The organism is Glacieibacterium frigidum, assembly GCF_007097155.1.
GTDB lineage: Bacteria > Pseudomonadota > Alphaproteobacteria > Sphingomonadales > Sphingomonadaceae > Glacieibacterium > Glacieibacterium frigidum.
Genome location: NZ_VJWA01000001.1, coordinates 1,106,873 through 1,129,976 on the forward strand (window position 1 = coordinate 1,106,873; position 23,104 = coordinate 1,129,976).

The following is a 23,104-nucleotide window of genomic DNA, read 5'->3' on the forward strand; positions in this document are numbered from 1 at the left end:
CGCTACTGCGACAACACCCGCGCCACCGCCACGAACTCCGCCACCGACAACGTCTCCGCCCGTCGCGCGCTATCGATCCCGCACTCGGCCAACGCCTCGATCGCCCCCGCCATCCCGCGCACCGACGCCCGCAGCATCTTGCGGCGCTGGCCGAACGCGGCGGCGGTCAGCGCCTCGAGGACCGGGCCGCGCACGCCGTCCGGCGCGGGCAGGGGGACGACGTGGACGACGGCGCTCGACACCTTGGGGGCCGGGGTGAAGGCGCGCGGCGGCAATTCGAGCGCGATGCGCGGCCTGGCCCGCCACTGCGCGAGAACGGAAAGGCGGCCATAGGCGTCGCTGCCGGGCGCCGCGACGATGCGCTGCGCAACCTCCTTCTGGAACATGCAGCTGAGCGAGGCCCACCAAGGTTGCCAGGGCTCGGCGGTCAGCCAGCGCACGAACAGCGCGGTGCCGACATTGTAGGGCAAATTCGCGACGACGTGCGTGCCCGGAGGCAGGTGCGCCGCCTCGTCGAACGCCAGCGCGTCGTCGCCGTGGACGGTCAGCCGGCCGGGGGCGAGTGCCGACAGTTCGGCGAGCGCGGGCAGGGCGCGGTCGTCGCGCTCGACCGCCGTCACCACCGCGCCGGCGCGCAACAGCGCACGGGTCAGGCCGCCGGGACCGGGGCCGACCTCGTAGACGCTCTGCCCGTCGAGCTTGCCCGGGACGCGCGCGATGCGGTCGAGCAGATTGCCGTCGAGCAGGAAATTCTGGCCGAGCGACTTCTTCGCACCGATGTCGTAGCGCGCGATGACCTCGCGCAGCGGCGGCAGACCGTCGAAAACGCTCAAGAGGCGGCCCGCCGTGCCGCGCACTCGCTCGCCAGGCGGATCGCCGCGCAGGTCGCCGCCGGGTTGGCGGCGCCCGTCCCCGCGATGCCGAACGCGGTGCCGTGATCGGGCGAGGTGCGCACGATCGGCAGGCCGAGCGTGACGTTGACGCCCTCGTTGAAGTCGAGCGTCTTGATCGGGATCAGCGCCTGGTCGTGGTACATGCAGATCGCCGCGTCGTAGCGCGCGCGCGCCTCGGCGTGGAACATCGTGTCCGCCGACATCGGCCCGGCGATGTCGAGGCCCTCGGCGCGCAGCGTGTCGAGCGCGGGGCCGATGATGTCGAGCTCCTCGCGCCCCAATGTCCCGCTCTCGCCCGCGTGCGGGTTGAGGCCGGCGACCGCGAGGCGCGGGTGCTCGATGCCGAAATCGCGCTGCAGGGCACGCGCGGCGACGCGGATGCGCGTGACGATCAGCTCGGTGGTCAGCGCGCGCGGCACGTCGGCCAGCGCGGTGTGGATGGTGACCGGCACGGTGCGCAGGCTGGGCCCCGCCAGCATCATCACGACATTGCCCGCCGACAGCCCGCAGCGTTCGGCGATGAATTCGGTCTGGCCGGGGTAGGTGAAGCCGATCGCGTATAGCTGCACCTTCGACACCGGGCCGGTGACGACGCCCGAGGCGCTGCCGGTGCGCGCCAGTCCGACGGCAATCTCCAGGCTGTCGAGCGCACAGCGGGCGCCCGCGAGGTTGGGGTCGCCGGGCACGATGTCGCCGGGGTCGTCGACCTGGATCAGCGGCAACGCGCGGCCATAGACCGACGCCGCATCGCTCGGCGTGCTGAGCGTCTCGATCGGACCGTCCCACACCGCGGCGATGCTCCGCCGGTCGCCGATCGCGAAGAACGGCGGCACGAGCGGGCCCTCGTTGCGCGACGCCCAGGCGCGCGCGACGATTTCAGGCCCGATCCCCGCCGGGTCGCCGAGCGCAACGGCGAGGGGGGCGATCTCGGCGCCGGGCCCGCCGGAAAGGCGGGCGACCTCAGCGATAATCGATGATCGCGTCGCGCCGCAGGTTGCGCATCAGCTTCTGCGCCTGGCGGTTGACGCGCTCGTCGTTCATCTGGGCGTAGACCTCGTCGAAGCTCGGGATCTTCGCCTGCGTCGCGCTGTCGTCGCGGTCGCACAGCACGAGGACGCGGATGCCGTCCTTCGACGACCCGAACGGCGGCGTCGCCTGGCCGATCTTGAGCTGGCTCATGATCGTCTGCAGCGCGGGCGGCAGCTCCTTCAGCTTCATCTCGCGGCCCGCGACCTCGGCGCCCAGCGACTTGGCGACCTCGTCGACGCGCGCGCAGCCGCCCATCGCCTGGGTGCCCGCCTGGAACGTCTTGACCAGCGCCTGGCCGGCGGTCTCGGTGATGCCCTCGGGGAAGGCGACCGACAGCTGCTTGAGGTTGAGCACCGCGTCGCCGGGATCGCCCATCATCGCCTGGCGCTTGGTCTCTAAGTGCCAGATCTCGACGCCGCCGGGGACGACGATCGGTTCGCTGGTCTCGCCGGGCTTCATCTCCTTGACGACGGCGGCGACATTGTCGCTCAGCTGGCCCGCGGTGACCCAGCCGATCGATCCGCCGGCATTGCGCGTCGCGTCCTGCGAGACCTGGCGGGCATAGACGGTGAACGACGATCCGGCGCGAATCTCGCCGACATAGACTGCGGCCTCGCGCAGCACCTGTTCCTGGTTCTCGCTCGATGCGGCGAGGAAGATCTTGCGCAGCGCCAGTTCCTCGCTGCCCTTCGACGCGGTCATCCGCGCGATCATCGCCTGGACCTCGTCGTCGCCGACGTTGACCTTGGACTCGACGTCGCGGCGCAGCAGGCGGCTCCACGCCAGCTCGCCGCGGATCTGCGCCTTGATCGACGCGGGGCTGCTACCGGCGTTGCGCAGGAAGGCCGCGAAGCCCTCCGGCGTCTGCTTGAAATTGGTCGCGACGCGCCTGAAGGTCGCGTCGACCTCGGCATCGGCGATCTTGATGTCCTTCGATGCGGCCTGCTGGACCTGAATCTTCTCGTCGATCAGGTTGCGGATGACCTGCAGGCGCAGCCGCGTCTTTTCCTCCGGATCGATCTGCCCGCCGTTGGCGACGATCACCAGGTTCAGGCGATGCTCGACATCGGTATCGGTGATGATGTCGTTGTTGACGACCGCCTGCGCCTTGCGCAGCGAGGGATCGAGTTCACCAAGGATGCGGATTTCCGCCGCCGTCGCGTCCGAGCCCAGAACGTCCTGGGCCGCCGCCGCTTGCCCCACGCCGCACAGCAACGCGGCCAGTATCAGTCTACGCATTCGTATCTCCTGGGGGGCCCCGACCGCCACCCGTCGTACCCTGCGCATACAGCGCGCGCGGCTCTAGTGGAAGCACATCGCTGAACGGCGGCTTAAAAGCCCAGGTTCTTGAAGGCGACGCTCAGCTGGTAGGTGTCGCCGCGGCGGAAGTCGCGGTCGGCGATATAGTCGCGGCGCCACGTCACACCGATCCGGAAGCATTCATCCTCGTACGCCACGCCGACGCGGCTGCGCACCGGCGAGAAGCCGTCGTCGCCGAAGGTCGGGTCTTCGCCGCGCGAGGTCAGGTCGATGATCGTCGAACCGAACACCGACCAATATTTGGCGAAGGCGGCCCGCGCGCCGACGCGGATTTCCTCGCGGTCGGCCAGGTCCTCGGTGTTGATGTCGCGGTTCAGCCGGATGTAGGCGAGCGTCGCATAGGTGCGCGACGACCCGACATTAAGGTCGATCTCGTTGCGCCGCACCGACAGGCTCGACTTGTCGAGGCGGTAGCGGTGGGTCAGCGCGACGAGACGCCCGTATTTCAGCGTCGTGCGGCCGACGATGTCCGACAGGCGCCCCGACAGGCCGGTGCCGCCGGGGAACAGGTCGCCCCGCTCGTCGAGGCGCATCGACTGGGCGATCTCGGTGGTCAGCGCGAAGCGCGGGCGCTGGAAGCTGTACTGCGCCCCGTAGGTGACGCGCGCGCCGCCTTCCCAGCGGTCGTAGCCGGGGAAGCGGTTGAGGTCGAAGATCGTGCGGTCTTCCAGGTCGACGGCGCGCGCATCCTCGTTGGGGATACCGCTGTTCTGGCCGCCGCCCGCGCCGACCAGCTGGACGCGCGGGGTGATCGTCTGCGTGCCGCCGAACAGCGGCCCGGCGAACGGCCATTCGGCGTCGAGCGCGACGAGCGGCAGGATGCGCCCGTCGATCTTGCCGCTGCCGGCATATTCGGGACGTGTCGCCTGGTCGACGTTGGCGCTGTCGTAGAGGTCGCCGCGCAGCAGCGCGGTTGCGGTGATGCGCTGGCCGAAATTGGTCAGGAAGCTGCGGTCCCAGCGCCCGGACGCGATGCCGCGCGCGATGCGCTGGCCGTCGGTGCGGTACAGGCCGAGCGCGTTCGCCTCGACGCTGATCTGGCCGCCGAACACGGTCTCGCGCGGTGTCCAGCGATAGTCGATCAGCGGCAGCGCGATCGGCGTCTCGCCGCCCCGGCTGCCGCGGCGCAGGTCCTGGAAGGCGAAGGCGGCGATCGACAGGTAGCTGTCGGACCCGAAGCGTTCGAGGTTGTAGGTCGACCGCAGGCTGTCGTCGTAGTCGAGGCCGTAGCGGCGGTTGAACGTGTCGTCGGTGGTCAACCGGACCGAGAAGGTCGAGCGCCAGCGCGACGAATGCTGGAACTGGCCCTTTGCCGCGAAATAGCCGCGGAAGCGGTCGCCGCGGTCGAGCTCGGTGGTGTTGTCGGCGGCGAACTCGGTCAGGTTCGCATAGGTCATGAAGGCGTCGAACTGCACCGGCCCGGCCTTGAACAGCCGCCGCGCCTGCAGCGCCACCGCCGGGTTCGCGCCGGTGTAGAGCCACGGCTTGATCGTCACGTCGCGGTCGGACCCGAAGCTGATGTTGTACGGCAGCCCGACCCCCAGCCCCAGCGAGCGGCGATATTCGATGTCGGGCAGCAACAGCCCGGAGGCGCGCCCGGCGCTGCCGTCGGGATGCGAAAAATTGGGCAGGAACAGGATCGGTACGCCCAGGAATTCGAGCCGCGCCTGCTTGTAGCTGACGCGGTGACGCGCCGGGTCATGGACGATGCGCGCCGCCTTGATGCACCACAAAGGCTCGCGCGGATTGCCCTCGTCGCCGGTCACCGAGCACGGCGAATAGACCGCACGGTTGAGCGTCGAGACGCCGTTGACCCGCGTCGCCGATGCCGCCGCCAGCCGTCCGCCGTCGTTGAGGACCAGCAGGATATTGTCGATTGCGCCGTCGCGCAGCGATTCGGTCAGCTGGACGCGGTCGCCGAACGCCTGGTTGCCCTCGGGATCGATGGTGACGACGTTGCCGCGCGCTTCGACCTGTCCGGTCCTGCGGTTGTACTCGACCGTGTCGGCGCGCAGCGAATAGCCGTCGCGGTTGATCCGCACGTCGCCCTTCGCAGTGACGATCTGGTCGGTGTCGGCATAGGTCATCTCGTCGGCCGAGAAGTCGATGACGTCGCCCGGCTGCACGACGTCGGCCATGCCGCCCGACAGCGGCGGCGCGACCGGCGGCGGCGACACCGTCTGCGCCGACACGGATGCACTCGCGACAAGCGCCACACCGGCAAGCAGGACGAAACGGAGGGGCAAGCAAAACCTTCGGGGCGGGCGCGGGGCGGCGACGTTTAGCACGGGCGCGACTCGCCGCAAGGCGCGTCAGTCGCCTTGCGAAACGGCGGCGAGCGACCGTTGCATATAGACGACATTGAGCGCGCGTCCGAACTTGTGCCCGACGCCGCGCAGCGTGCCGGCGTGGACGAAGCCGTGCGCCGCATGCAGGCCGATCGACGCCGCATTCGCCGAATCGCCGATCACCGCCACCAGCTGCCGCGCTCCTGCCGCCTCGGCGCGGGCGACGAGCGCGGTCAGCAGCGCGCCGCCGATGCCCCGGCGCAGCACATCGGCACGCAGGTAGATCGAGACTTCCCCGGTGAAGCGGTACGCGGCGCGCTCGCGGAACTGGCAGGCGCTGGCCCAGCCGAGCAGGCCGTCGCCCTCGGCGACCAGCCACGGCCAGCCGCTCGCCTGCACCGCCGCGACGCGCGCGGCCATCGTCTCCGCGCCCGGCGGGTCGATCTCGAACGTCGCGGTGCCGGTCAGGACGTGCGGTGCATAGATCGCAGCGATGCCCGCCGCATCGTCGGGGCGGGCCTCGCGGACGATCATCGCGCCGCGACGCGCTCGCCGTCTTCCTTGACGAAATCGGCGGCGAGGGGCGCGTCGAGCAGGTCGAGGACCAGCTCCGACGGGCGGCACAGCGCGGTGCCCTTCGGCGTCACCACGACCGGCCGGTTCATCAGGATCGGATGCGCGATCATCGCATCGATCAGCGCCTCGTCGCCCAGCGCCGGATCGCCGAAGCCCAGTTCGGCGAACGGCGTGCCCTTTTCGCGCAGCAGCGCCCGCGGCCCCCCGACGGCCGCCGCGAGACCGGCGAGGGTCGCGCGGTCGGGCGGGGTCTTCAGATATTCGACGACCTCCGGCTCTATGCCGGCGGCGCGGATCATCGCGAGCGTATTGCGCGACGTGCCACACGCCGGGTTGTGGTAGATGGTGACGTCGCTCATGCGGCCTCCCGGGTGTCGATATCGCCCGCTTTCCGATTAGGCGGCACCCGCCGCGACGCCAAGCGGGTTTGCACCGCGCCGTCTGCGCGCTTAACTCCCGGTCAATCGACAAAAGGATTGCCATGCGTATCGCCTTCACGTCTGCCCCGAACGCGCCCGAGACCGGTGCGCAGGTCTTCCTGGTCGCCAAGCCCGCGACGCTGAGCGGTGCGGCTGCGACCTTCGACACCGCGCAGGGCGGCGCGCTCGCCCGCGCCATCGCCGCGGCGCGCTTCGACGGCAGCGCCGGCGAGATCGTCGAGCTGCTCGGGCTGGGCGAGCATCGCATCCTGGTCGCCGGCCTCGGCGATGCGGCGAAGGCCGATGCCGCGAGCTTCGAGAAGCTGGGCGGCGCGATCGTCGCCAAGCTACTGACCAGCGGCGAGACGTCGGTGGCGATCGACTTTGCCGGCGTCACCGGCGGCACCGTCGACGAGGCCAATGCGGCGGCGCGGCTGGCGCACGGCGCGGTGCTGCGCGCCTATCGCTTCGACCATTACCGCACGACGATGAAGGAGAAGTCCAAGCCGACGCTGACCAGCCTGACCATCGTCAACGCGCCCGCCGGGACCGAGGAAGCCTTTGCCCCGCTGACCGCCATCGCCGACGGCGTCGCGCTGACCCGCGACCTGGTCAGCGAACCGGCGAACATCATCTATCCGGTCAGCTTCGTCGAGCGCGCGCAGTCTCTCGCCGACCTCGGCGTGTCGATCGAGGTGCTGGGCGAGGCCGAGATGCGCGCTGCCGGCATGGGCTCGCTGCTCGGCGTCAGCCAGGGGTCGGAGCGCGAGGCGCAGCTGCTCGTGATGCGCTGGAACGGCTCGGGCGACCCCGACCGCACGCCGCTGGTGCTGGTCGGCAAGGGCGTCACCTTCGATACCGGCGGGATCTCGCTGAAGCCCGGCGCGGGCATGGAAGACATGAAGTGGGACATGGGCGGCGCGGGCGCAGTGACCGGTGCGATGCACGCAATTGCCGCGCGGGGTGCCAAGGCGCACGTCATCGGCATCTGCGGGCTGGTCGAGAACATGCCCGACGGCAAGGCACAGCGCCCGGGCGACGTGGTGACCAGCATGTCGGGCCAGACCATCGAAGTGATCAACACCGATGCCGAGGGGCGGCTGGTGCTGTGCGATGCGATCTGGTGGGCGCAGGAGCGTTTCAAGCCCGAGGTCGTCGTCGACCTCGCGACGCTGACCGGCGCGATCATCATCAGCCTTGGCCATGAATATGGCGGCATGTTCGTCAACGACGACGGGCTGGCGGCGCAGCTGACCGCAGCGGGCGCGGCGACGGGCGACCGGCTGTGGCGGATGCCGCTCGACGATGCCTACGACAAGCTGATCGACAGCCAGATCGCCGACATGAAGAACGTCGGCCCGCGCGAGGGCGGCTCGATCACCGCAGCGAAGTTCATCCAGCGCTATGTCCAGCCGGGCGTGAAATGGGCGCACCTCGACATCGCCGGCATGGTGTGGGCGTCGAAGGACGGCCCGCTGTGGGCGAAAGGCGCGACCGGGTATGGCGTGCGCCTGCTCGACCGCTTCGTCGCCGACAACTTCGAAGTGTGACGGAGGTCGGCTTCTACCAGCTCGCGTCGAAGCCCCTCGACGCGGTGCTGCCGCGCCTGCTCGAAAAGGCGGTCGCGGGCGGCTATCGCGCCGTCGTGCGATCGGGCGATCCGGACGTGCTGGCCCGCCTCGACGGGGCACTGTGGAGCTATGAGCCAGCATCGTTCCTGCCGCACGCCGTCGATGGCGAGCACGCCGCCGCGCAGCCAATACTGCTGACCGGCGGCGAGGCCTTCGCCAACGGTCCCGACCTGATCGCGGTCGTCGACGGCGCGCTGCCCGGCGACCTGACCCCCTTCAAGCGCGCCCTCTACCTGTTCGACGGCGGCGACGACGACGCCCTGGCGCTCGCCCGCCGCCACTGGAAGGCACTGAAGGACCGCGAGGGCGTGACCCCCGTTTACTGGCGCGAAGGCGAGGGTGGGCGCTGGGAGAAGGCGGGCTGACAGGGCGGGGGGGTGGATGCTAGGTTACTGACAAGGAGGTACGCGATGGCGACTATTCTTGATGCACCGACGCGTGCTCTCGACGTATCGATCAAGGCTGAAATTGCCGACCGGGTCGATGCCATGGCCGCTGGTACGGAGCGTGCCCGCGAAGAAATCGTCGAGGAGGCGCTTTCCAACTGGCTCGACACTGAGGACTGGAAGGATCAACGAACACGTGCTTCGATGGCAAGCGCTGATGCTGGCCACGTCATCGATCACGAGCGCGTCGTAGAGTGGGCGATGAGCCTTGGAACCGAGAACCCGCTACCCAGGCCCCAGCCGATCAGATGAAATTGATCTGGACGCCCGAGGCGCTCGAGGATGTCGAGCGACTTGTGGATTTCCTGTTGCCGGTAGCCCCCGCGGCTGCTGCGCGGGTTCGCGAACGGCTCACCACGGCACCGCAGAGGCTGATCGATTTCCCCCGCATTGCAGCGCCGCTTCGAAAGTTTGCGCCAGCAGAAATTCGGCGGTTGATCGTCGGGGATTATGAAGTGCGCTACCAGCTCGTCGAGGACGTCATCCGCGTCTTGAGCGTCTATCATACCCGCGAAGATCGCCCCTTCAGTCCGCTCGACTAGTCTCGCGACCTTGCCATTCGCCCCCCGCGCGGCTAGGGCACGCGCGCTTTCCCGCCAATTTCAGACCATTTGGAGACCGCCCGTGGCCACCACGCGCACTTTTTCGATCATCAAGCCCGATGCGACACGTCGCAACATCACCGGCGCCGTCGTCAAGATGCTGGAGGAGGCGGGCCTTCGCGTCGTCGCGTCGAAGCGCATCCACATGACGCGCGAGCAGGCCGAGGGCTTCTACGCCGTCCACCGCGAGCGCTCGTTCTTCGGCGAGCTCGTCGACTTCATGATCTCGGGCCCGGTCGTCGTGCAGGTGCTGGAGGGCGAGGACGCCATGCAGCGCAACCGCGACATCATGGGCGCGACCAACCCCGCCAACGCCGCGCCGGGCACGATCCGCAAGGAACTGGCCGAGAGCATCGAGGCGAACACCGTTCACGGTTCGGACAGCGACGAGAATGCTGCGATTGAGATCGCTTACTTCTTCAAGCCGGAAGAAATCGTTGGCTGAGCCGCGGCGCTGACGGCGACGCCTTTGACGGCGTCGCCGTGCGTGTCGGCTTGTGACTGCTTACGGACGTGTTAATCTCCCCTGAAAGCGGGGGAGACGGTTGCGTGAACAACTTGCTCAAAGCGGTACTCGGTGCGGCTGCGATCGCGGCGCTTGCGGTTCCGGCATCCGGCGCGACGATCTTCGATACCGGGACGCCGACCGGCCCGGGCGGTTATTCGGTGTTCTATGCTGGTCCCGATGCCTATCAGGGCGAGGCTGCCCGTTTCACGCTGGTCGTACCCACGCGCATCACCGGCATCGAAGCCTATTTCGGGGCGTCTGCGGCGGGCAACGACGAGGTAGACCTCACCCTCTACGCGGCGGGCACGACGATCCCCGGCCGACCCTTCGACACCGAGATCGCGCGGCGAACGGTGACGATCCCCAGCACCGGGCCGGGGGGCTGGTTCGGCAGCTTCTATGACGGTCCGTTACTCGCTGCCGGTGATTACTGGGTGACCGTCACCGTCGATCCCGGCAATCCGAACGCCTGCTTCTGCTTCCTGCTGGCAGGCGGCGCACCGCAGAATATTCCGTTCGGCGCCTTCAACAATAATTTCAGTGGCAATAACTGGATCGAACGCGACCTCGAGTTCGGCTTTCGCGTCTTCGGTGATGCGGCCGCCGCCGTGCCCGAGCCTGCCAGCTGGGGGCTGATGATCGCCGGGTTCGGCATTGTCGGCAGCATTGCCCGCCGCCGCCGGAGCATGGTTTCGGCGTGGTCGAAAGGCTCTACTTGGTCTGGCGCGTGAGTTCGGCCTCGAAGGCCTTCTTTGCGTCGGCAGCGAGTTTGGGCAGCAGCCCCGGCATCAGAAAAGCGTCCGCGTCACCTGCGTCGCGCCGCGCGGCGCGGGCCAGCAGCTCGACCCCTTCGGGGTGCCCCGGCAGGACGACGTCGGCGCGTAGCTTGGCGGTGGCCGGGAAGCTGCGGCGGAAGTCGGCGACGATGCCGGGATAGCCGGTGTTGTCGATAAGCTTGTTGCCCGCCACCGTCAGGCTGCACGGGAAGACGACGCGCAGGGTGCGTCCGCGCTCCTTCGTCGTCGTCGTCCAGGTCGTGCACCCGGGCGTATGGCCCGGCGTCACGATGGGGGTCAGCGCGATGCTGCCGACGCGCTCGGGCCGGCCCTCGCGGAGAAGCCGGTCGACCTTGACCGCGGGAAAGGTGACGACGCCGTAGCTGACGATACTCGGCGGCGTGCCGCTTTCGAGCGCACCCCGGTCGGCGGCGCTCGCCACCATCGTCGCGCCGGTGTCGCGCTTCAGCCGGGCGAGGCCTGCCGCATGGTCGAAGTGCGCATGGCTGTTGAGCAGCAGCTTCACGTCGCGCAGCCGGAAGCCTAGGCCTTCGATGTTACGCTCAATGCCCTCGACATTCTCGTCCATCGTGCCGTCGAGCAGGACGTGGCCGCGCGGCGAGGTGATCAGATACGCCGCCAGCCCCTTGCTGCCGACGTAATAGATATTGCCGACGATGCGGAACGGGGCGGTCGGCTCGGTCCAGGCGGGCGGGTCGAGCGCTGCGGCGGCAGGGGTCGGACAGACCAGCGCGGCGAGCAGGGCAAAGCGCATCATAGCATCATCATCGTCGCCAGACGTTTCGGGGCAACCGCCTGCCAGCTGCGGGTCAGCCAGTCGGCGATGCCGTCCCAGTCGGTGTCGCCAAGGTCGAGCCGAATGCCGAGCCAGCCGTCGCCGAAATAGGCGGGGCGGAAATGGCGCTCGGGATCGCTGTCGATCAGCATGTCCTGTTCGTCGCGGCCGCTGATCTTGACCAGCAGCGCGATCTTGCCGTCGCCGTGGTGGTTGGCGGTGACATAGGCGAACTTTTTGCCCTTGATGATGCCGAAGCACGCCATGCCGTGCGACACGGTCTCTTCCGCCTCGGGCAGCGCGAAGGCGCGTTCGCGCACCTGCGCAGTCAGGTGATGGGCGGAGCCGTCGCGGCCGACGAGTTCGGCGAGCACGCGCGGGTAGAGCTGATGCTCGGCGTATTGGATGCGCTGCGCGAGGCTTTCGGGCGTGTCGCCGGGCAGCACCGCGACGCGAACCTGGCCGAGGATCGGCCCGTCATCGAGTTCGGGCGTCACGAGGTGGACGGTGCAGCCGCTGACCGTCTCGCCCGCCGCGAGCACGGCCTCGTGGACGTGCAGGCCCTTGTGAAGCGGCAGCAGCGACGGGTGGATATTCACCATTCGGCCCGCCCATTTCGAGACGAAGGCGTCGGAAAGCAGCCGCATGTATCCCGCCAGGGCGATGTGCGTGACGCCGGCACGGTCGAGTTCGTCGTCGACCAGCGCATCGAAGGCGGCGCGGTCCATCCCGCGGTGCGACGCCGCGAACACCGGCACGCCCTCGGCGCGCGCCAGCGCGAGGCCCGGCGCATCGGGCTGATTCGAAACGACGATCGCGATGTTGTACGGACAAGTCTCGGCCTGCGAGGCGTAGAGCAGCGCCGCCATGTTCGAGCCGCGGCCCGAAATCAGTACCCCGACGCGCGCCTTGTCAGGCAAGGTGGACCGCCTCCCACGCGCCGCGGCTGTTCCACACCTCGTCGGCGCCGAACACGGTGCAGCCGCGCGGGCCCACGTCGACCGCGCCGATGACGTGTACGGTCTCGCCCGCCGCCGCCAACGCCTCGCTCACCGGTGTCACGGCATCGGCGGCGACGCTGATCACCATGCCGATGCCGCAATTGAAGGTGCGCGCCAGTTCGCCCGGCTCGATCCGCCCGCGCGCCTGCAGCCAGGCGAACAGCGGCGACTGCAGCCACGCGCCTGCATCGATGCGCGCGTGGCAGCCCTCGGGCAGGACGCGCGGCACATTCTCGAGCAGCCCGCCGCCGGTGATGTGCGCGAGCGCGTGGACGTGCCCGGCGCGGATGACCGGCAGCAGCGACCGCACGTAGATGCGCGTCGGCTCGAGCAGCGCGTCGCCCAATGTCCGCTCGATGTCGAACGGGGCAGGGCGGTCGAGCGGCACGCCCTCGATCAGGCGGCGGATCAACGAGAAGCCGTTCGAATGCGCCCCCGACGATGCGAGGCCGAGCAGCACGTCGCCCGCCGCGACCTTGTCGCCCGTCAGCTGCTCGCCGCGCTCGACCGCACCGACCGCGAAGCCCGCAAGGTCATAGTCGCCGGGCGCGTACATCCCCGGCATCTCGGCGGTCTCGCCACCGATCAGTGCGCAGCCGGCGATCCGGCAGCCGTCGGCGATGCCGGCGATCACGGCCTGCGCAACCGCGGGGTCGAGCTTGGCGCTCGCGAAATAATCGAGGAAGAACAGCGGCTCGGCGCCCTGGACGATCAGGTCGTTGACGCACATCGCGACGAGGTCGATGCCGACGGTCGCATGGTTGCCGGTGTCGATGGCGAGGCGCAGCTTGGTGCCGACGCCGTCGTTCGCCGCGACGAGCAGCGGGTCCTTGAAGCCCGCCGCCTTCGGATCGAAGAAACCGCCGAAGCCGCCGATCTCGGCGTCCGCCCCCGGCCGAGCGGTGGCACGCACGAGCGGCGCAATGGCGCGCACCAGCGCATTACCCGCGGCGATCGATACGCCCGCGTCGGCATAGGTGAGGGGCTTTTGCATGCGTCCGGGCTTAGCGGTGCCGACGCCCGGTGTCATCAGCCCGGCGGCGTATAGGCGTCGAGGAACGGCTGCAGGAACGCGCGATAGGGCTCCGATGCGCCGAGCCCGTCGCGGTTGATCGGGCGGCGGACCTGCAGCGCGCTCGCGGTGGCGACGACGCGTTCGGTCTTGTGGCTGGTGTGCGCGCCTGCCTCGTCGGCGAGACCGCAGTGCGCGAGCAGGCGGCGCGTCCACCCGGCGGGATCGTCGATCAGCTCGGTATAGGGCACGACGAGCAGCCGGTCGCCGAGGCGGCCCTTCCAGAACGCGCGAAGCTGGTCCTCCAGCATGAAATGATGCGCGATGTCGCCGAGGTCGTAGCTCCAGCCGACGCCGTGGATGAAGAAGGTGCGGAAGCACGACCAGGCGCTGTCGAGCGGGTCGCGCTGCATCCAGATCAGCGGGGCGTCGGGCAGTGCGGTGGCGATCAGCCCGAGGCAGCGGCTGACGTCGATCGTCTTGTCGACGACCCGGCCGCCGCTGCCGAAGCGCTCGGCCATCAGGTGCAGATAAAGGTCGGCGAGACCCTCGAGCGTGCCGCCCTTCGCCAGATAGGCCCCCAGCGCGTCGCCCGACACGCCGCCCGCCGCCACCGCGACATGCTGCACGATATTGAGCTCGCCGCCGTCGGCCACGGCGCTGTGGCTGGCGATGATGTGCTCGACGAGGGTCGTGCCCGAGCGCGGCAGGCCGGTTACGAAAATCGGGCGGCTGGTGTCGCGCGTCTGGCGGGCGCGCAATGCCTCGACATGGCCGTCGGGCCAGCCGGTCATCGCCGCGGCAGCGTTGGCGGTGTTGCCGGCGCGGCTGTACGGCGTCTCGCTGCGCAGCAGGCGCGCACCCTCCTTGTAGGCGGCGAAGGCGGCGGCGGGGTCGCGGCGGTCCGCGTACAGCTTGCCCAGCGCATAATGATAGCGCGCATAATCGGCCAGCCCCTGGCGCGCCGCGGCGGCGCCATCGGCGATCATGCGCTCGCCGAGCGGGTCGTTCGCCAGATTGCCTGTCGCGGCGAGCGTCAGCCACGCCGGGCCCCAGCCGGGCCGGTGCTTGACCGCCAGTTCGAGCTGTTCGCGCGCCTCGTCGACGCGGCCCAGCGTCATCGCGGTATTGCCCAGCACATAGGCATGGCCGGCGCGGTCGGGGACGTCGGCGGGGAGCGTCGCGAGCAGGTCGTGCGCCTCGCGCAGACGTCCCGACTGGGTCAGCAGAACGACCTTCGAATAGCGCGCCTGGGGCACGCCTTTGGCGGCGGCGACATAGGCATCGATGGCGCGGTGCGCGAGCGTCAGCTCGCCGCTGACCTGCATGAGCTGCGACAGCGACTTCCACTGCTCGCCGAGCGGCGCGCGCGCGTCGAGCAGTGCGGCGACCGCGGCATTGCTCGCGGCACGGTCGCGACTCGCCAGCGCGGCCTTGAGGCGGGCGACGAGGTTGGCGGGAATGGTGGCGCGATTGGCTTGCACGCCGCTGTCCTAGCCAATCGCGGTTCGCCGTCAAACAATGACCCCAGTCATCGGCGAAACGTTTGTGGCGCAATTACCGCAGCAACGAGATTTTCGACCAAGTCGCTGAATTTGCGATGGAACGATTGGACATTGCGAGGCCGGCTCAACAGGGTGCTCCCCGGCGGCGCGGTGCCGTAGAAATACTTAAAGGGGTCGTGAATGTTGCTTAAGCAGTTCCTATTTGCCGGGACGGCGCTTGCCGTCGTCACGGGCACCAGCGCCCAGGCGATGACGATCAACCTCGTCGATTTCGGCGGTGTGACGGGCTCGCAGGCCGAGCAGGGCTTCCGCGTCGCCGCCGATTATTGGGCGAAGATGTTCACCAACGACGTGACGATCAACCTCGGCGTCACCTTCGCGCCGCTCGCGCCGAACATCATCGGGTCGACGGGCAGCCGTCGCCTCGACTATTCGGTCGCCGGCTATCAGGCGCTGCTCAACACGTCGAAGAGCAATTCGGTGCTCGACCAGAACATCGTGCTGCCGACGCTGACCAATGGCGGCATGAGCTTCATCGCCAACGGCGTCGACGCCAACGGCGACATGTCGACCGCCGACCAGTTCAAATATTACATCAACGGCGACCAGACCGCCGCGCAGACGCTGTACACCAACTCGGCGACGATCAAGGCGATCGGCGGCGAGGTGGCGAACGGCAACGTCTGCTCGAACGCCAATGCGACGACGCGTGGCCTGTGCGACGGCCGGGTGACCTTCAGCAGCAACTTCGGCTTCGACTTCAATCCCGGTAACGGCCTGACCCCCGACACTTTCGACTTCATCGCCGTCGCGATCCACGAGATCGGCCATGCGCTGGGCTTCGTGTCGGGCGTCGATCTGGTCGACTATTACAGCTACCCGAACGGCCCGGGCGGCGGCGCGCTCGGCTACAACTTCAACGATACGTCGCTGTTCACCGCGCTCGACATGTTCCGCTACAGCAACGACCCGACGAACGTCGCACCGGGTGCCGGTCCGTCGCTCGACCTGACCGTCGGCGGCACGCGCTACTTCTCGGTCGACGGCGGCCTCACGGCGGCGTTCGGCAACACGCTGTCGACGGGTGCCTACAACGGTGACGGCCGCCAGGCGTCGCACTGGAAGGACACGCCCAACTGCCAGGTTGGCAACGGCATCATGGACCCGACCTTCTGCTTCGAGCAGCGCGGCGTCATCACCGCGCTCGATCTTGCAGGGTTCGACGCGATGGGCTGGAACCTCGCCTTCGACGTGCTCGGCAAGGACGCGAACTACAACGTCTCGACGACGAAGATCCTCGCCGACTATCTCGGCACGTCGGTGCCCGAGCCCGCCAGCTGGGCGATGATGATCGCGGGCTTCGGCCTCGTCGGCGGGGCGATGCGCCGCCGCGCCTCGTCGGTGACCTTCAACGCCATCTGACGCGTCCCGAAACAAGAAGCGCCGCCGGTCTCGCGACCGGCGGCGCTTTTCGTTTGGGCTCGCGTGACCTCAGAACTTCTTGCGCACCGTCACGCCGAAGGTCCGCGGCTGGTTGGTCGTGAAGCCCAGCCGCGCCCGGCCGCCGCGCTCGCGGTCGAACGACAGGCGCGCATTCTCGTCGAACACGTTGGTGACGTAGCCGGTCACGCTGTACCCGGACTCGAGTTCGTATGCGATGCTGAGGTTGACCAGCTCGTACGACGGCAGCTTCAGGTCGACGACCGTCGCGTTGTTCCCCGACGCGCCGCCGAAGGGCAGGCCCGAGACGAAGCTGCGCGGGTTGCTCTCTTGGTCGCTCGGCTGGGTGAAGCGGCTGCCGATGTGCTGGACCGAGGCGTGGAACACCAGGTTGCGCTCGTCGGCGACGGGCACGACGTAGGTGGCGTTCGCCGAGATCTGGAACTCGGGCACCGTCGGCAGGCGGTTGCCGTCGCGGATGCCCGCGATGACGACGCCCGACGTCGTGGTCACGCTCGAGTCGAACTCGGCCTGCAGAACGCTGCCCGACAGCCCGAGGTCGAGGCCCTCCGCCGGCGATGCCGACAGCTCGAACTCGACGCCGACGCTGTGCGCCTTCGGCACGTTGAAGACGACGCGCGACGAGCAGCTGCCCGCGTCGGCGGTGACCTGCAGGTCGCTGATGTCGGCATAGAAGGCTGCGGCGTTGAAGGTGATGCCGCCGGCCTGTGCCTTGATGCCGCCTTCATAGTTCCACAGCGTCTCGTCGCCGTAGCGCGGGCGGTTGCCGTAGGTCAGCGCATCGACGCCGTTCGCGCCACCCGAGCACAGCGGGATGTTGAGCGGGTCGTTGACGCCGCCGAGGCGGAAGCCCTTCGCGGCCTGCGCGTTCAGCGTCACCGCGTCGGACACCTTGTAGCTGACCAGCACGCGCGGATTGAAGCCGTCGGACTTGGTCCGGTCGGTGTTGTTGTCGCCGTTGGCGAACAGGCCGCCCGAGTTGAACTCGCGGCGCTCCTTGAAGTCGTAGTAGCGTAGGCCGCCGGTGACGGTCAGCGCGTCGAAGAACTCATAGCTCGCCTCGCCGAACGCCGCGAACTGCTTGAGGTTGTACGGCAGCGACGCATTGTACGGCGAATCGAGCGGAAAGCCGTTGGCGACCGCCGCCGAGGTGCCGGCGCCGAGCGTCGCGTCGGTGATTGCAGCGTAACCCGGGGTCGGCAGGCGCTGGTCGTACAGGCGGTCGGTGTCGGCGTAGAACGCGCCGATCACCCACTGGAACGGCCCTTCGCCGGTCGAGGCCAGGCGCAGCTCCTGCGTGTAGGATTCGACCTTCGTCGTGTCGCGCAGGTTCGACGGCAGCAGGATGCCGGCGGTCGGGAAGCCCAGGTCGACCGAGACGCTGCCCGTCAGCGCGCTGGCGTCGCGGCTGACCAGGATGTCGCGGTCGGTATAGGTCGACACCGAGGTCAGCGCGACGCCGCCGAAATCGATGTTCGCGGTCAGGTCGGCGATGAAGGTCTCGTCCTTGAACTGCTCGTCGAGCAGCAGGTACTGCTGACGCTCCCTGAAAGTGACCGCCGGGCGCGTCGTGGTGAACGGGTTGGCGTAGAGGTTGTACACCTCCTGCCGGTTGAAGCCGTCGGTATCGATGCGCTGGTAGATGACGCGCGGCGTGATCTGGATGTCTTCGGTCGGCTGGAACAGCAGCGCGATGCGCCCGCCATAGCGTTCGCCGCTATTGACGTCCTCGTCGATGCCGGTCGGCTTTATCGCGTCTATATAGCCGCCGTAGCGCGTGTAATAGCCGACCGCGCGCACCGCGAGCTTGTCGGCGATCAGCGGCACGTTGACCGCGCCCTTGACGCTGCCGCCGACCTGGCCGCCGTCGATGATGTTGAGGTCGCCCTCGACCAGCCCATCGACCTCGCGGGTGTTCGGCTGGTTGGTAATGTAGCGGATCGTGCCGCCGACCGAGCCCGAGCCGAACAGCGTACCCTGCGGGCCGCGCAGCGTTTCGATGCGGTTCAGGTCGAACAGGTCGAGGTCGGGGGTGAACAGCGACAGCGAGATGACGCTCTCGTCGAGATAGACGCCGACCTGTTCCTTCACGCCGGGCTGGTCGCGGACGATCTGGCCCGCCGACACGCCGCGGATCGAGACCTGGCTCTGGCCCGGTCCCAAGTTCTGGATGGTCAGGCCGGCGACGTTGCGGCTGATGTCCTCCAGCGTCGTCGCGCCCGAGCGCTGGATGTCGACCTGCGTCTGCGCGTTGATCGAGAAGGGCACGTCCTGCAGGCGGCTGGTGCGCTTGGTCGCGGTGACGATGATGTCGCCCGCGTCGCCGCTCTCCGCCGTCTCGCTGCTGGCTGCCGCGGTTTCGTTCGCGGTCTGCGCGGACGCCCCGCCGGCGACCAGCGCGATCGCCGAAATGCTAATGAAAAGATAATGATGCACGCGCATGATCGCTTCCCCAGGGCTTTATTGCCGTTGCGGGAATTATGGTCGCCGGCGGGTGCGGGTCAAACATCCGTTGGGCGTCTGCAACGATTCTAACACGGTGTGGCTTTTGCGCATGCCCTCGCCACAGGCAATCCAAGTTAAAGTAATCGACTGATCCATATCAGTCGATCAATAGAATTGCCTCGACAACGACTAAATCTGATGTGGCGCGTTCCTCCCGTTGATTACCACAATCAACTAACGAACGGAGAACGTAGATGTATTTTCATGACAAGCGACTGCAGTATCCCGTGACCGTCGATACGCCGAACCCGCAGTTCGCGCGCATGCTGCAACAGGCGATCGGCGGCGTCGAAGGCGAGATCCGCGTCTGCATGCAGTATTTCTTCCAGGCCTGGGGCAACCGCGCGCCGACGACCAAGTACCGCGACATGCTGCTCCACACCGCGACAGAGGAGATCGGGCATATCGAGATGCTGGCGACCGCGGTCGCGCTGAACCTCGAGACCGCACCGGCTTCGGTGCAGGAAGAGGGCGTGATGGACAGCGTCGTCCATACCGTCATGGGCGGCGGCAATGCCAAGCATGCGATCGAGGGCATGATCCACAAGAACCTGCTGTCGGCCGGCATGGCGGCGATGCCGATCGATTCGGACGGCGTGCCGTTCGACATGAGCCACATCTATGCCAGCGGCAACATCGGCGCCGACATGTATGCCAACGTCGCCGCGGAGAGCACCGGGCGCGTGCTCGCGACGCGGCTGTTCAACGCGACCGACGACGAAGGCATGAAGAAGATGCTGCACTACATGATCGCGCGCGACACGATGCATCAGCAGCAGTGGCTGGCGGTCATCGAGGAATTGGGCGGCACCGAGAACCTGCCGATCCCCAATTCCTTTCCGCAGTCGTCGGAAGACCAGGCGAACAACTACAATTTCTACGCCACCGCCGTCGACGGCAGCTATCCCGAGGGGCGCTGGACGCAGGGTCCGTCGATCGACGGCAAGGGCGAGTTCACCGTCTTCCAGAACCAGCCGCTCGGCCCCGAGCCGGTGCTGGGCGCGGCGCGGCCCGACAGCGGTGCGCAGAAGAAGCAGATCGGCCTCTGATCCGTCACCACCGCCGTCCCTGCGCGGGACGGCGGTGCTTGCGCGGATGACAAAGCGGTGGCCCGCGCTAATAGGTAGCGCGTGATCCGCTTGTTCCTGCTCATCCTCGCGCTCGTCGCCGTGCCGCTGCGCGCTCAGGAGACCGGCGGCGGCGGTGCGGCGTACGTGATCGGCGGCATTCCGGTCGATACCGCGGCGCGCAACACCTACGAGGCACGGCTGGCGGCCTATGCGATCGCGCGGCGCAAGGCGTGGCCGATGCTGTGGAACCGCCTGACCGGCATGGCCGAGAATTCGGCGCCCCGGCTCGGCGACGGCGCGCTGCAGGCGATGGTCGCGGGCATCGAGGTCGAGGGCGAGCGCTTCTCCACCACCCGCTACATTGCGCGCCTCGGCGTCGTCTTCGACCGCGCGCGCGCCTCGGCCTATTTCGAGGGCACCGCCGGGTCGCTGCACTCGGGCCCGATGCTCCTGCTGCCGATCTTCACCGATGGCGGCACGCGGACGCTGTACCAGACCAAGACGCCGTGGATCGCCGCCTGGGCGCGCTTCAGCGAGGGGCTGAGCCCGATCGACTATGTGCTGGCCAGCGGCTCGGCCGGCGATAACGTGCTGCTGACCGCCTATCAGACGCAGCGCGGCGAGCGCAGCCTGTGGCGCAACATCCTCAACCGCTTCGGCAGCATCGACGTGCTGATCGCCGAGGTGCGGCTGGTGCGCAGCTTCCCCGGCGGGCCGGTCTCGGCCGAGTTCATCGCGCGGCACGGTCCCGACGCGACCGAGCTGGGCCGCCTGTCGCTGCGCAGCACCACCGACGGCCTCGACGCGATGCTCGACCAGGGCGTGCGCGCCATCGACAACATCTATGCCCAGGCCCTGCGCGAGGGGCGGCTCGTCAGCGAGCCCGACCTGACCGCCGAGCTCGAGCCGATCATCAGCCTCGCGCCCGACATCGCCGGGCCGGCGTTCGCCGGCGGCGCGACGATCGAGGCCGATATCGTGACACCCGACGGCAAAGCCTATGCCGAGATCGAGGCGCTGCTGCGCAGCGTGCCGGGCGTCAGCGGCGTGACGCTGACCAGCGTGTCGCTGGGCGGCACGTCGCGGGTCGCGATCCGCTATACCGACACGCCCGAGATGCTGCGCTACCAGCTCGACCAGAAGGGGCTGCGCCTGGCCGATACCGCGACCGGCGTGCTGCTGCGCCGCCGCGTTACGGGCGACGTCCCGGTGCCCGCGCCGGTGGTGATCCCGCCGCCTATCGCCGTGCCCGGCGCTCCGGTGCCGGCGGGTGCTCCTGCAACGCCGCCCGCCGGGTCGCTGCCTGCAGAGGCGCCACCTGCGACGGTGCCGCAGGCGCCCGTGGTGCCGCCGCCGGGCGACCGTCCCCGGGAGCGTGAACGCGAGCGCGACCGCCGCGAGCGCCCGCCGCCGCGCCCCGCCGCCCCCGAGGCCGGGCCGATCGACCTGCTCGACGGGACGCAGCCGCGTTGAGCCCGGGCCAGCTGCCGCTGCCCCTGGTCTATGCGGCGGCGATGGGGGAGGCCGATTTCCTCGTCTCCGACGCCAACCGCGACGCGGTGCGCTGGCTGGAGACATGGCGCGACTGGCCGCGCCCGCAGGCGGTACTGACCGGCCCGCCGGGGTCGGGCAAGACCCACCTCGCGCGCGTCTTCGAAGGCCGCACCGGCGCCCGCGTCATCGACGATGCCGACGCCGCCGACCCGGAAACGGTCTTCCACGCCTGGAACGCCGCAACCGCCGACCGCCCGCTGCTGCTATGCGCCCGCCCCGTGCCGCCGGCGTGGCCGCACCGCCTGCCCGACTTGGCCTCGCGCCTCGCCGCCACCCCGCTGCTGACCATCCGCGACCCCGACGACACTTTGCTGGCGGCGATCCTCGCCAAGCACTTCGCCGACCGCGGGCTGAGGCTGTCTACCGAAGTCGCGGCCTACGTCCTCGCCCGCGTCGAACGCAGCTTCGCCGCCGTGGCAGCCGCCGCCGCCGCCCTCGATGCTGCAGCGCTCGACGCCGGGCGGGGGGTGACCGTGCCGGTGGCGCGCGAGGTCATGGAGGCGCAGTTCGATCTCGGGCTCGACTAGCCACGGAGTCGGCGCAGCGGCAAGTTCAAGCCAGTCCGGTCATTCGCCGACCGGCCAGCGTCAGGCGAGCGTGTTGGCGATCGCCAGCTTGACGATCTTCTCGATCATCTCCTCGAGCTCTTCCTTGTCCATCTTCGCCAGGGGCCCGACCTTTTCCTCGGGCGGCGCGGCGGTCTTGACCTCATCGAGGATCATCGACCTGAGGTCGTCCTTGACCTGCTTCTTGGCGTGCTCGATCGCATCGCGGATCAGCGGCGTCGTGACGTTGCTGATCGAATTCATGATGTCCTTCTTGCCGTTCTCCCAGACGTCGAGAATGTCCTTCTTGCCCTGCTCCCACTGCTTCAGGACCTCGTTCTTGCCGTCGTCGATCGCCTTCTTGGCGGCGGTGAGCGCGGTGTCGGGGAGGTTGGCGATCATCTTGCCCGCCTCGTCGGCCTGCTGGCCAAGCTTGGTGACGAAGGCGTTCTGCTCCTCGTATTTGCGCTGCGCGGCGGCGTTGGCCTCCTCGATCCGCTTCGTCTGATCGAACAGGCCCTGCGTCTTCTGCGCGGTGTCCTGCTTGAGCGTCTCGACCCCCGACTTGGTGTTGTTGACCTGATCGGCGAGCGACTTGATGTCCGACTGCGCGGTCAGGATGTGGTTCTTGAGGTCGTTAAGATCGGCGCGCAGCGCGTCGAAGCGGCTCGTCATGTCGTTCAGCCGGCTGTCGAGCGACGAGTCCTTGCTCTCCAGCGACGACGCCTTGCTTTCGAGGTTCGAGGTCTTGCCCTCGAGCGCCGACGCCTTGCTCTCGACCGCCGACAGCTTGCTCTCGAGGTTCGACGCGCGGCCCTCGATCGCGGTGTCCTTGCTTTCGAGCGACGATGCCTTGCCCTCGAGCGCCGCGGTCTTGCCCTCGAGCGCCGAGGCCTTGCCCTCCAGCGTCGATGCCTTGCCGTCGAGAGTCGAGATCTTGCCTTCGAGCGACGAGGCCCGGCTGCCGATTTCGGACAGCTTGCTGTCGAACGACGACGAGCGGCTGTCGAGCGACGAGCAGCGGCTGTCGATCGACGAAAGTTTGCTGTCGAGCGACGAAATCTTGTCGTTCAGGCGCGCGTAGACCTCATCGGCTTCCATGGCTTGCCCTCCCCGAATATGTTCGCAGTTTACCGATACGGGCCGTTGCGACGAGAGTCATTGCGA

21 protein-coding genes and 2 pseudogenes are annotated in these 23,104 nt (G+C 68.5%); 11 read left to right on the forward strand and 12 right to left on the reverse strand.

From position 1 onward, the window contains the following. Positions 1 to 2 precede the first annotated feature (2 nt). The 6 genes from rsmA to arsC all read right to left on the reverse strand — a co-directional run bounded on the left by rsmA (position 3) and on the right by arsC (position 6,465). Entirely contained in the window at positions 3 to 833 is an 831-nt protein-coding gene (gene rsmA / locus FMM06_RS05380) for a 16S rRNA (adenine(1518)-N(6)/adenine(1519)-N(6))-dimethyltransferase RsmA (RefSeq protein WP_143555127.1), read from the reverse strand. Further along, a complete protein-coding gene (gene pdxA / locus FMM06_RS05385) occupies positions 830 to 1,861 on the reverse strand; it encodes a 4-hydroxythreonine-4-phosphate dehydrogenase PdxA (RefSeq protein ID WP_143555128.1) in 1,032 nt (343 codons plus the stop codon). Before pdxA ends, rsmA begins: the two co-directional genes overlap by 4 nt. Continuing rightward, entirely contained in the window at positions 1,854 to 3,161 is a 1,308-nt protein-coding gene (locus tag FMM06_RS05390) for a peptidylprolyl isomerase (RefSeq protein WP_235889085.1), read from the reverse strand. Before FMM06_RS05390 ends, pdxA begins: the two co-directional genes overlap by 8 nt. A 92-nt stretch (positions 3,162 to 3,253) precedes the next feature. Then, the gene (locus FMM06_RS05395; protein WP_143555130.1) at positions 3,254 to 5,488 is read right to left on the reverse strand and encodes an LPS-assembly protein LptD; all 2,235 of its coding nucleotides are present in this window, start codon (positions 5,486 to 5,488) and stop codon (positions 3,254 to 3,256) included. 66 nt (positions 5,489 to 5,554) lie between these two features. Further along, positions 5,555 to 6,064, reverse strand: a complete 510-nt coding sequence (locus FMM06_RS05400) for a GNAT family N-acetyltransferase (RefSeq protein WP_143555131.1) — start codon at positions 6,062 to 6,064, stop codon at positions 5,555 to 5,557. Further along, positions 6,061 to 6,465 carry an arsenate reductase (glutaredoxin) gene (gene arsC, locus FMM06_RS05405; protein WP_143555132.1) on the reverse strand — a complete coding sequence of 135 codons (405 nt, stop codon included), beginning with the start codon at positions 6,463 to 6,465 and terminating at the stop codon, positions 6,061 to 6,063. Before arsC ends, FMM06_RS05400 begins: the two co-directional genes overlap by 4 nt. A gap of 122 nt (positions 6,466 to 6,587) precedes the next feature. On the opposite strand from arsC, the gene FMM06_RS05410 reads away from it, so the two are divergent. The 6 genes from FMM06_RS05410 to FMM06_RS17145 all read left to right on the forward strand — a co-directional run bounded on the left by FMM06_RS05410 (position 6,588) and on the right by FMM06_RS17145 (position 10,443). Beyond that, a complete protein-coding gene (locus FMM06_RS05410; protein WP_143555133.1) occupies positions 6,588 to 8,075 on the forward strand; it encodes a leucyl aminopeptidase in 1,488 nt (495 codons plus the stop codon). Continuing rightward, positions 8,072 to 8,521 carry a DNA polymerase III subunit chi gene (locus FMM06_RS05415; RefSeq protein WP_185965053.1) on the forward strand — a complete coding sequence of 150 codons (450 nt, stop codon included), beginning with the start codon at positions 8,072 to 8,074 and terminating at the stop codon, positions 8,519 to 8,521. Before FMM06_RS05410 ends, FMM06_RS05415 begins: the two co-directional genes overlap by 4 nt. Positions 8,522 to 8,566: 45 nt before the next feature. Beyond that, positions 8,567 to 8,854 carry a CopG family ribbon-helix-helix protein gene (locus tag FMM06_RS05420; RefSeq protein ID WP_143555135.1) on the forward strand — a complete coding sequence of 96 codons (288 nt, stop codon included), beginning with the start codon at positions 8,567 to 8,569 and terminating at the stop codon, positions 8,852 to 8,854. Further along, a complete protein-coding gene (locus tag FMM06_RS05425; protein WP_143555136.1) occupies positions 8,851 to 9,144 on the forward strand; it encodes a type II toxin-antitoxin system RelE/ParE family toxin in 294 nt (97 codons plus the stop codon). The genes FMM06_RS05420 and FMM06_RS05425 overlap by 4 nt, the downstream gene beginning before the upstream one ends. 82 nt (positions 9,145 to 9,226) lie before the next feature. After that, positions 9,227 to 9,649 (forward strand): nucleoside-diphosphate kinase, encoded by a 423-nt coding sequence (ndk, locus tag FMM06_RS05430; RefSeq protein ID WP_143555137.1) that lies wholly within the window; start codon positions 9,227 to 9,229, stop codon positions 9,647 to 9,649. A 104-nt stretch (positions 9,650 to 9,753) separates the two neighbouring features. Next, positions 9,754 to 10,443 (forward strand): PEPxxWA-CTERM sorting domain-containing protein, encoded by a 690-nt coding sequence (locus FMM06_RS17145; RefSeq protein ID WP_185965054.1) that lies wholly within the window; start codon positions 9,754 to 9,756, stop codon positions 10,441 to 10,443. Here FMM06_RS17145 and bla read toward each other — a convergent pair. Genes bla through FMM06_RS05455 form a run of 4 tightly spaced genes read right to left on the reverse strand, consistent with a single transcriptional unit; the run spans position 10,424 to position 14,781 of the window. Further along, complete coding sequence (bla, locus tag FMM06_RS05440) at positions 10,424 to 11,266, reverse strand: subclass B3 metallo-beta-lactamase (protein ID WP_143555139.1); 843 nt, start codon at positions 11,264 to 11,266, stop codon at positions 10,424 to 10,426. The two genes, FMM06_RS17145 and bla, sit on opposite strands and share 20 nt — an antisense overlap. Then, on the reverse strand, positions 11,263 to 12,204 hold the full coding sequence (gene purN, locus FMM06_RS05445; RefSeq protein WP_143555140.1) for a phosphoribosylglycinamide formyltransferase: 942 nt from the start codon (positions 12,202 to 12,204) through the stop codon (positions 11,263 to 11,265). The genes bla and purN overlap by 4 nt, the downstream gene beginning before the upstream one ends. Next, positions 12,197 to 13,279 (reverse strand): phosphoribosylformylglycinamidine cyclo-ligase, encoded by a 1,083-nt coding sequence (gene purM / locus FMM06_RS05450; RefSeq protein ID WP_143555141.1) that lies wholly within the window; start codon positions 13,277 to 13,279, stop codon positions 12,197 to 12,199. The genes purN and purM overlap by 8 nt, the downstream gene beginning before the upstream one ends. A gap of 35 nt (positions 13,280 to 13,314) precedes the next feature. Continuing rightward, a complete protein-coding gene (locus tag FMM06_RS05455) occupies positions 13,315 to 14,781 on the reverse strand; it encodes a tetratricopeptide repeat-containing sulfotransferase family protein (RefSeq protein WP_143555142.1) in 1,467 nt (488 codons plus the stop codon). 270 nt (positions 14,782 to 15,051) lie between these two features. Here FMM06_RS05455 and FMM06_RS05460 point away from each other — a divergent pair. Beyond that, positions 15,052 to 16,029 (forward strand): annotated as a pseudogene (locus tag FMM06_RS05460) (NF038122 family metalloprotease); the annotation flags it as partial. Positions 16,030 to 16,122: 93 nt separating this feature from the next. Next, positions 16,123 to 16,224, forward strand: a pseudogene (locus FMM06_RS17395) (PEPxxWA-CTERM sorting domain-containing protein); the annotation flags it as partial. A gap of 69 nt (positions 16,225 to 16,293) precedes the next feature. Here FMM06_RS17395 and FMM06_RS05465 read toward each other — a convergent pair. After that, positions 16,294 to 18,705, reverse strand: coding sequence for a TonB-dependent receptor (locus FMM06_RS05465; RefSeq protein ID WP_143555144.1), 2,412 nt, complete (start codon positions 18,703 to 18,705; stop codon positions 16,294 to 16,296). Between the two features lie 257 nt (positions 18,706 to 18,962). Between FMM06_RS05465 and FMM06_RS05470 the strand changes: the two genes are divergently transcribed. The 3 genes from FMM06_RS05470 (at position 18,963) to FMM06_RS05480 (ending at position 21,919) form a co-directional block, all read left to right on the forward strand. Beyond that, positions 18,963 to 19,817 carry a manganese catalase family protein gene (locus FMM06_RS05470; protein WP_143555145.1) on the forward strand — a complete coding sequence of 285 codons (855 nt, stop codon included), beginning with the start codon at positions 18,963 to 18,965 and terminating at the stop codon, positions 19,815 to 19,817. An 81-nt stretch (positions 19,818 to 19,898) separates the two neighbouring features. Further along, positions 19,899 to 21,311, forward strand: coding sequence for a heavy-metal-associated domain-containing protein (locus FMM06_RS05475; RefSeq protein WP_143555146.1), 1,413 nt, complete (start codon positions 19,899 to 19,901; stop codon positions 21,309 to 21,311). Then, positions 21,308 to 21,919, forward strand: a complete 612-nt coding sequence (locus FMM06_RS05480; RefSeq protein WP_207790243.1) for an HdaA/DnaA family protein — start codon at positions 21,308 to 21,310, stop codon at positions 21,917 to 21,919. Before FMM06_RS05475 ends, FMM06_RS05480 begins: the two co-directional genes overlap by 4 nt. Before the next feature lie 60 nt (positions 21,920 to 21,979). Here the strand turns inward: FMM06_RS05480 and FMM06_RS05485 are convergent, their stop codons facing one another. After that, positions 21,980 to 23,038, reverse strand: coding sequence for a coiled-coil domain-containing protein (locus FMM06_RS05485; RefSeq protein ID WP_143555147.1), 1,059 nt, complete (start codon positions 23,036 to 23,038; stop codon positions 21,980 to 21,982). Positions 23,039 to 23,104 lie beyond the last annotated feature (66 nt).

What these genes read in the sequence shown, in the direction of transcription:
- FMM06_RS05390 (WP_235889085.1), bottom strand. Translation starts at nt 3,161, where the DNA reads ATGCGTAGACTGATACTGGCCGCGTTGCTGTGCGGCGTGGGGCAAGCG.
- FMM06_RS05400 (WP_143555131.1), bottom strand. Translation starts at nt 6,064, where the DNA reads ATGATCGTCCGCGAGGCCCGCCCCGACGATGCGGCGGGCATCGCTGCG.
- arsC (WP_143555132.1), bottom strand. Translation starts at nt 6,465, where the DNA reads ATGAGCGACGTCACCATCTACCACAACCCGGCGTGTGGCACGTCGCGC.
- FMM06_RS05410 (WP_143555133.1), top strand. Translation starts at nt 6,588, where the DNA reads ATGCGTATCGCCTTCACGTCTGCCCCGAACGCGCCCGAGACCGGTGCG.
- FMM06_RS05420 (WP_143555135.1), top strand. Translation starts at nt 8,567, where the DNA reads ATGGCGACTATTCTTGATGCACCGACGCGTGCTCTCGACGTATCGATC.
- FMM06_RS05425 (WP_143555136.1), top strand. Translation starts at nt 8,851, where the DNA reads ATGAAATTGATCTGGACGCCCGAGGCGCTCGAGGATGTCGAGCGACTT.
- bla (WP_143555139.1), bottom strand. Translation starts at nt 11,266, where the DNA reads ATGATGCGCTTTGCCCTGCTCGCCGCGCTGGTCTGTCCGACCCCTGCC.
- purM (WP_143555141.1), bottom strand. Translation starts at nt 13,279, where the DNA reads ATGCAAAAGCCCCTCACCTATGCCGACGCGGGCGTATCGATCGCCGCG.
- FMM06_RS05465 (WP_143555144.1), bottom strand. Translation starts at nt 18,705, where the DNA reads ATGCGCGTGCATCATTATCTTTTCATTAGCATTTCGGCGATCGCGCTG.
- FMM06_RS05470 (WP_143555145.1), top strand. Translation starts at nt 18,963, where the DNA reads ATGTATTTTCATGACAAGCGACTGCAGTATCCCGTGACCGTCGATACG.
- FMM06_RS05485 (WP_143555147.1), bottom strand. Translation starts at nt 23,038, where the DNA reads ATGGAAGCCGATGAGGTCTACGCGCGCCTGAACGACAAGATTTCGTCG.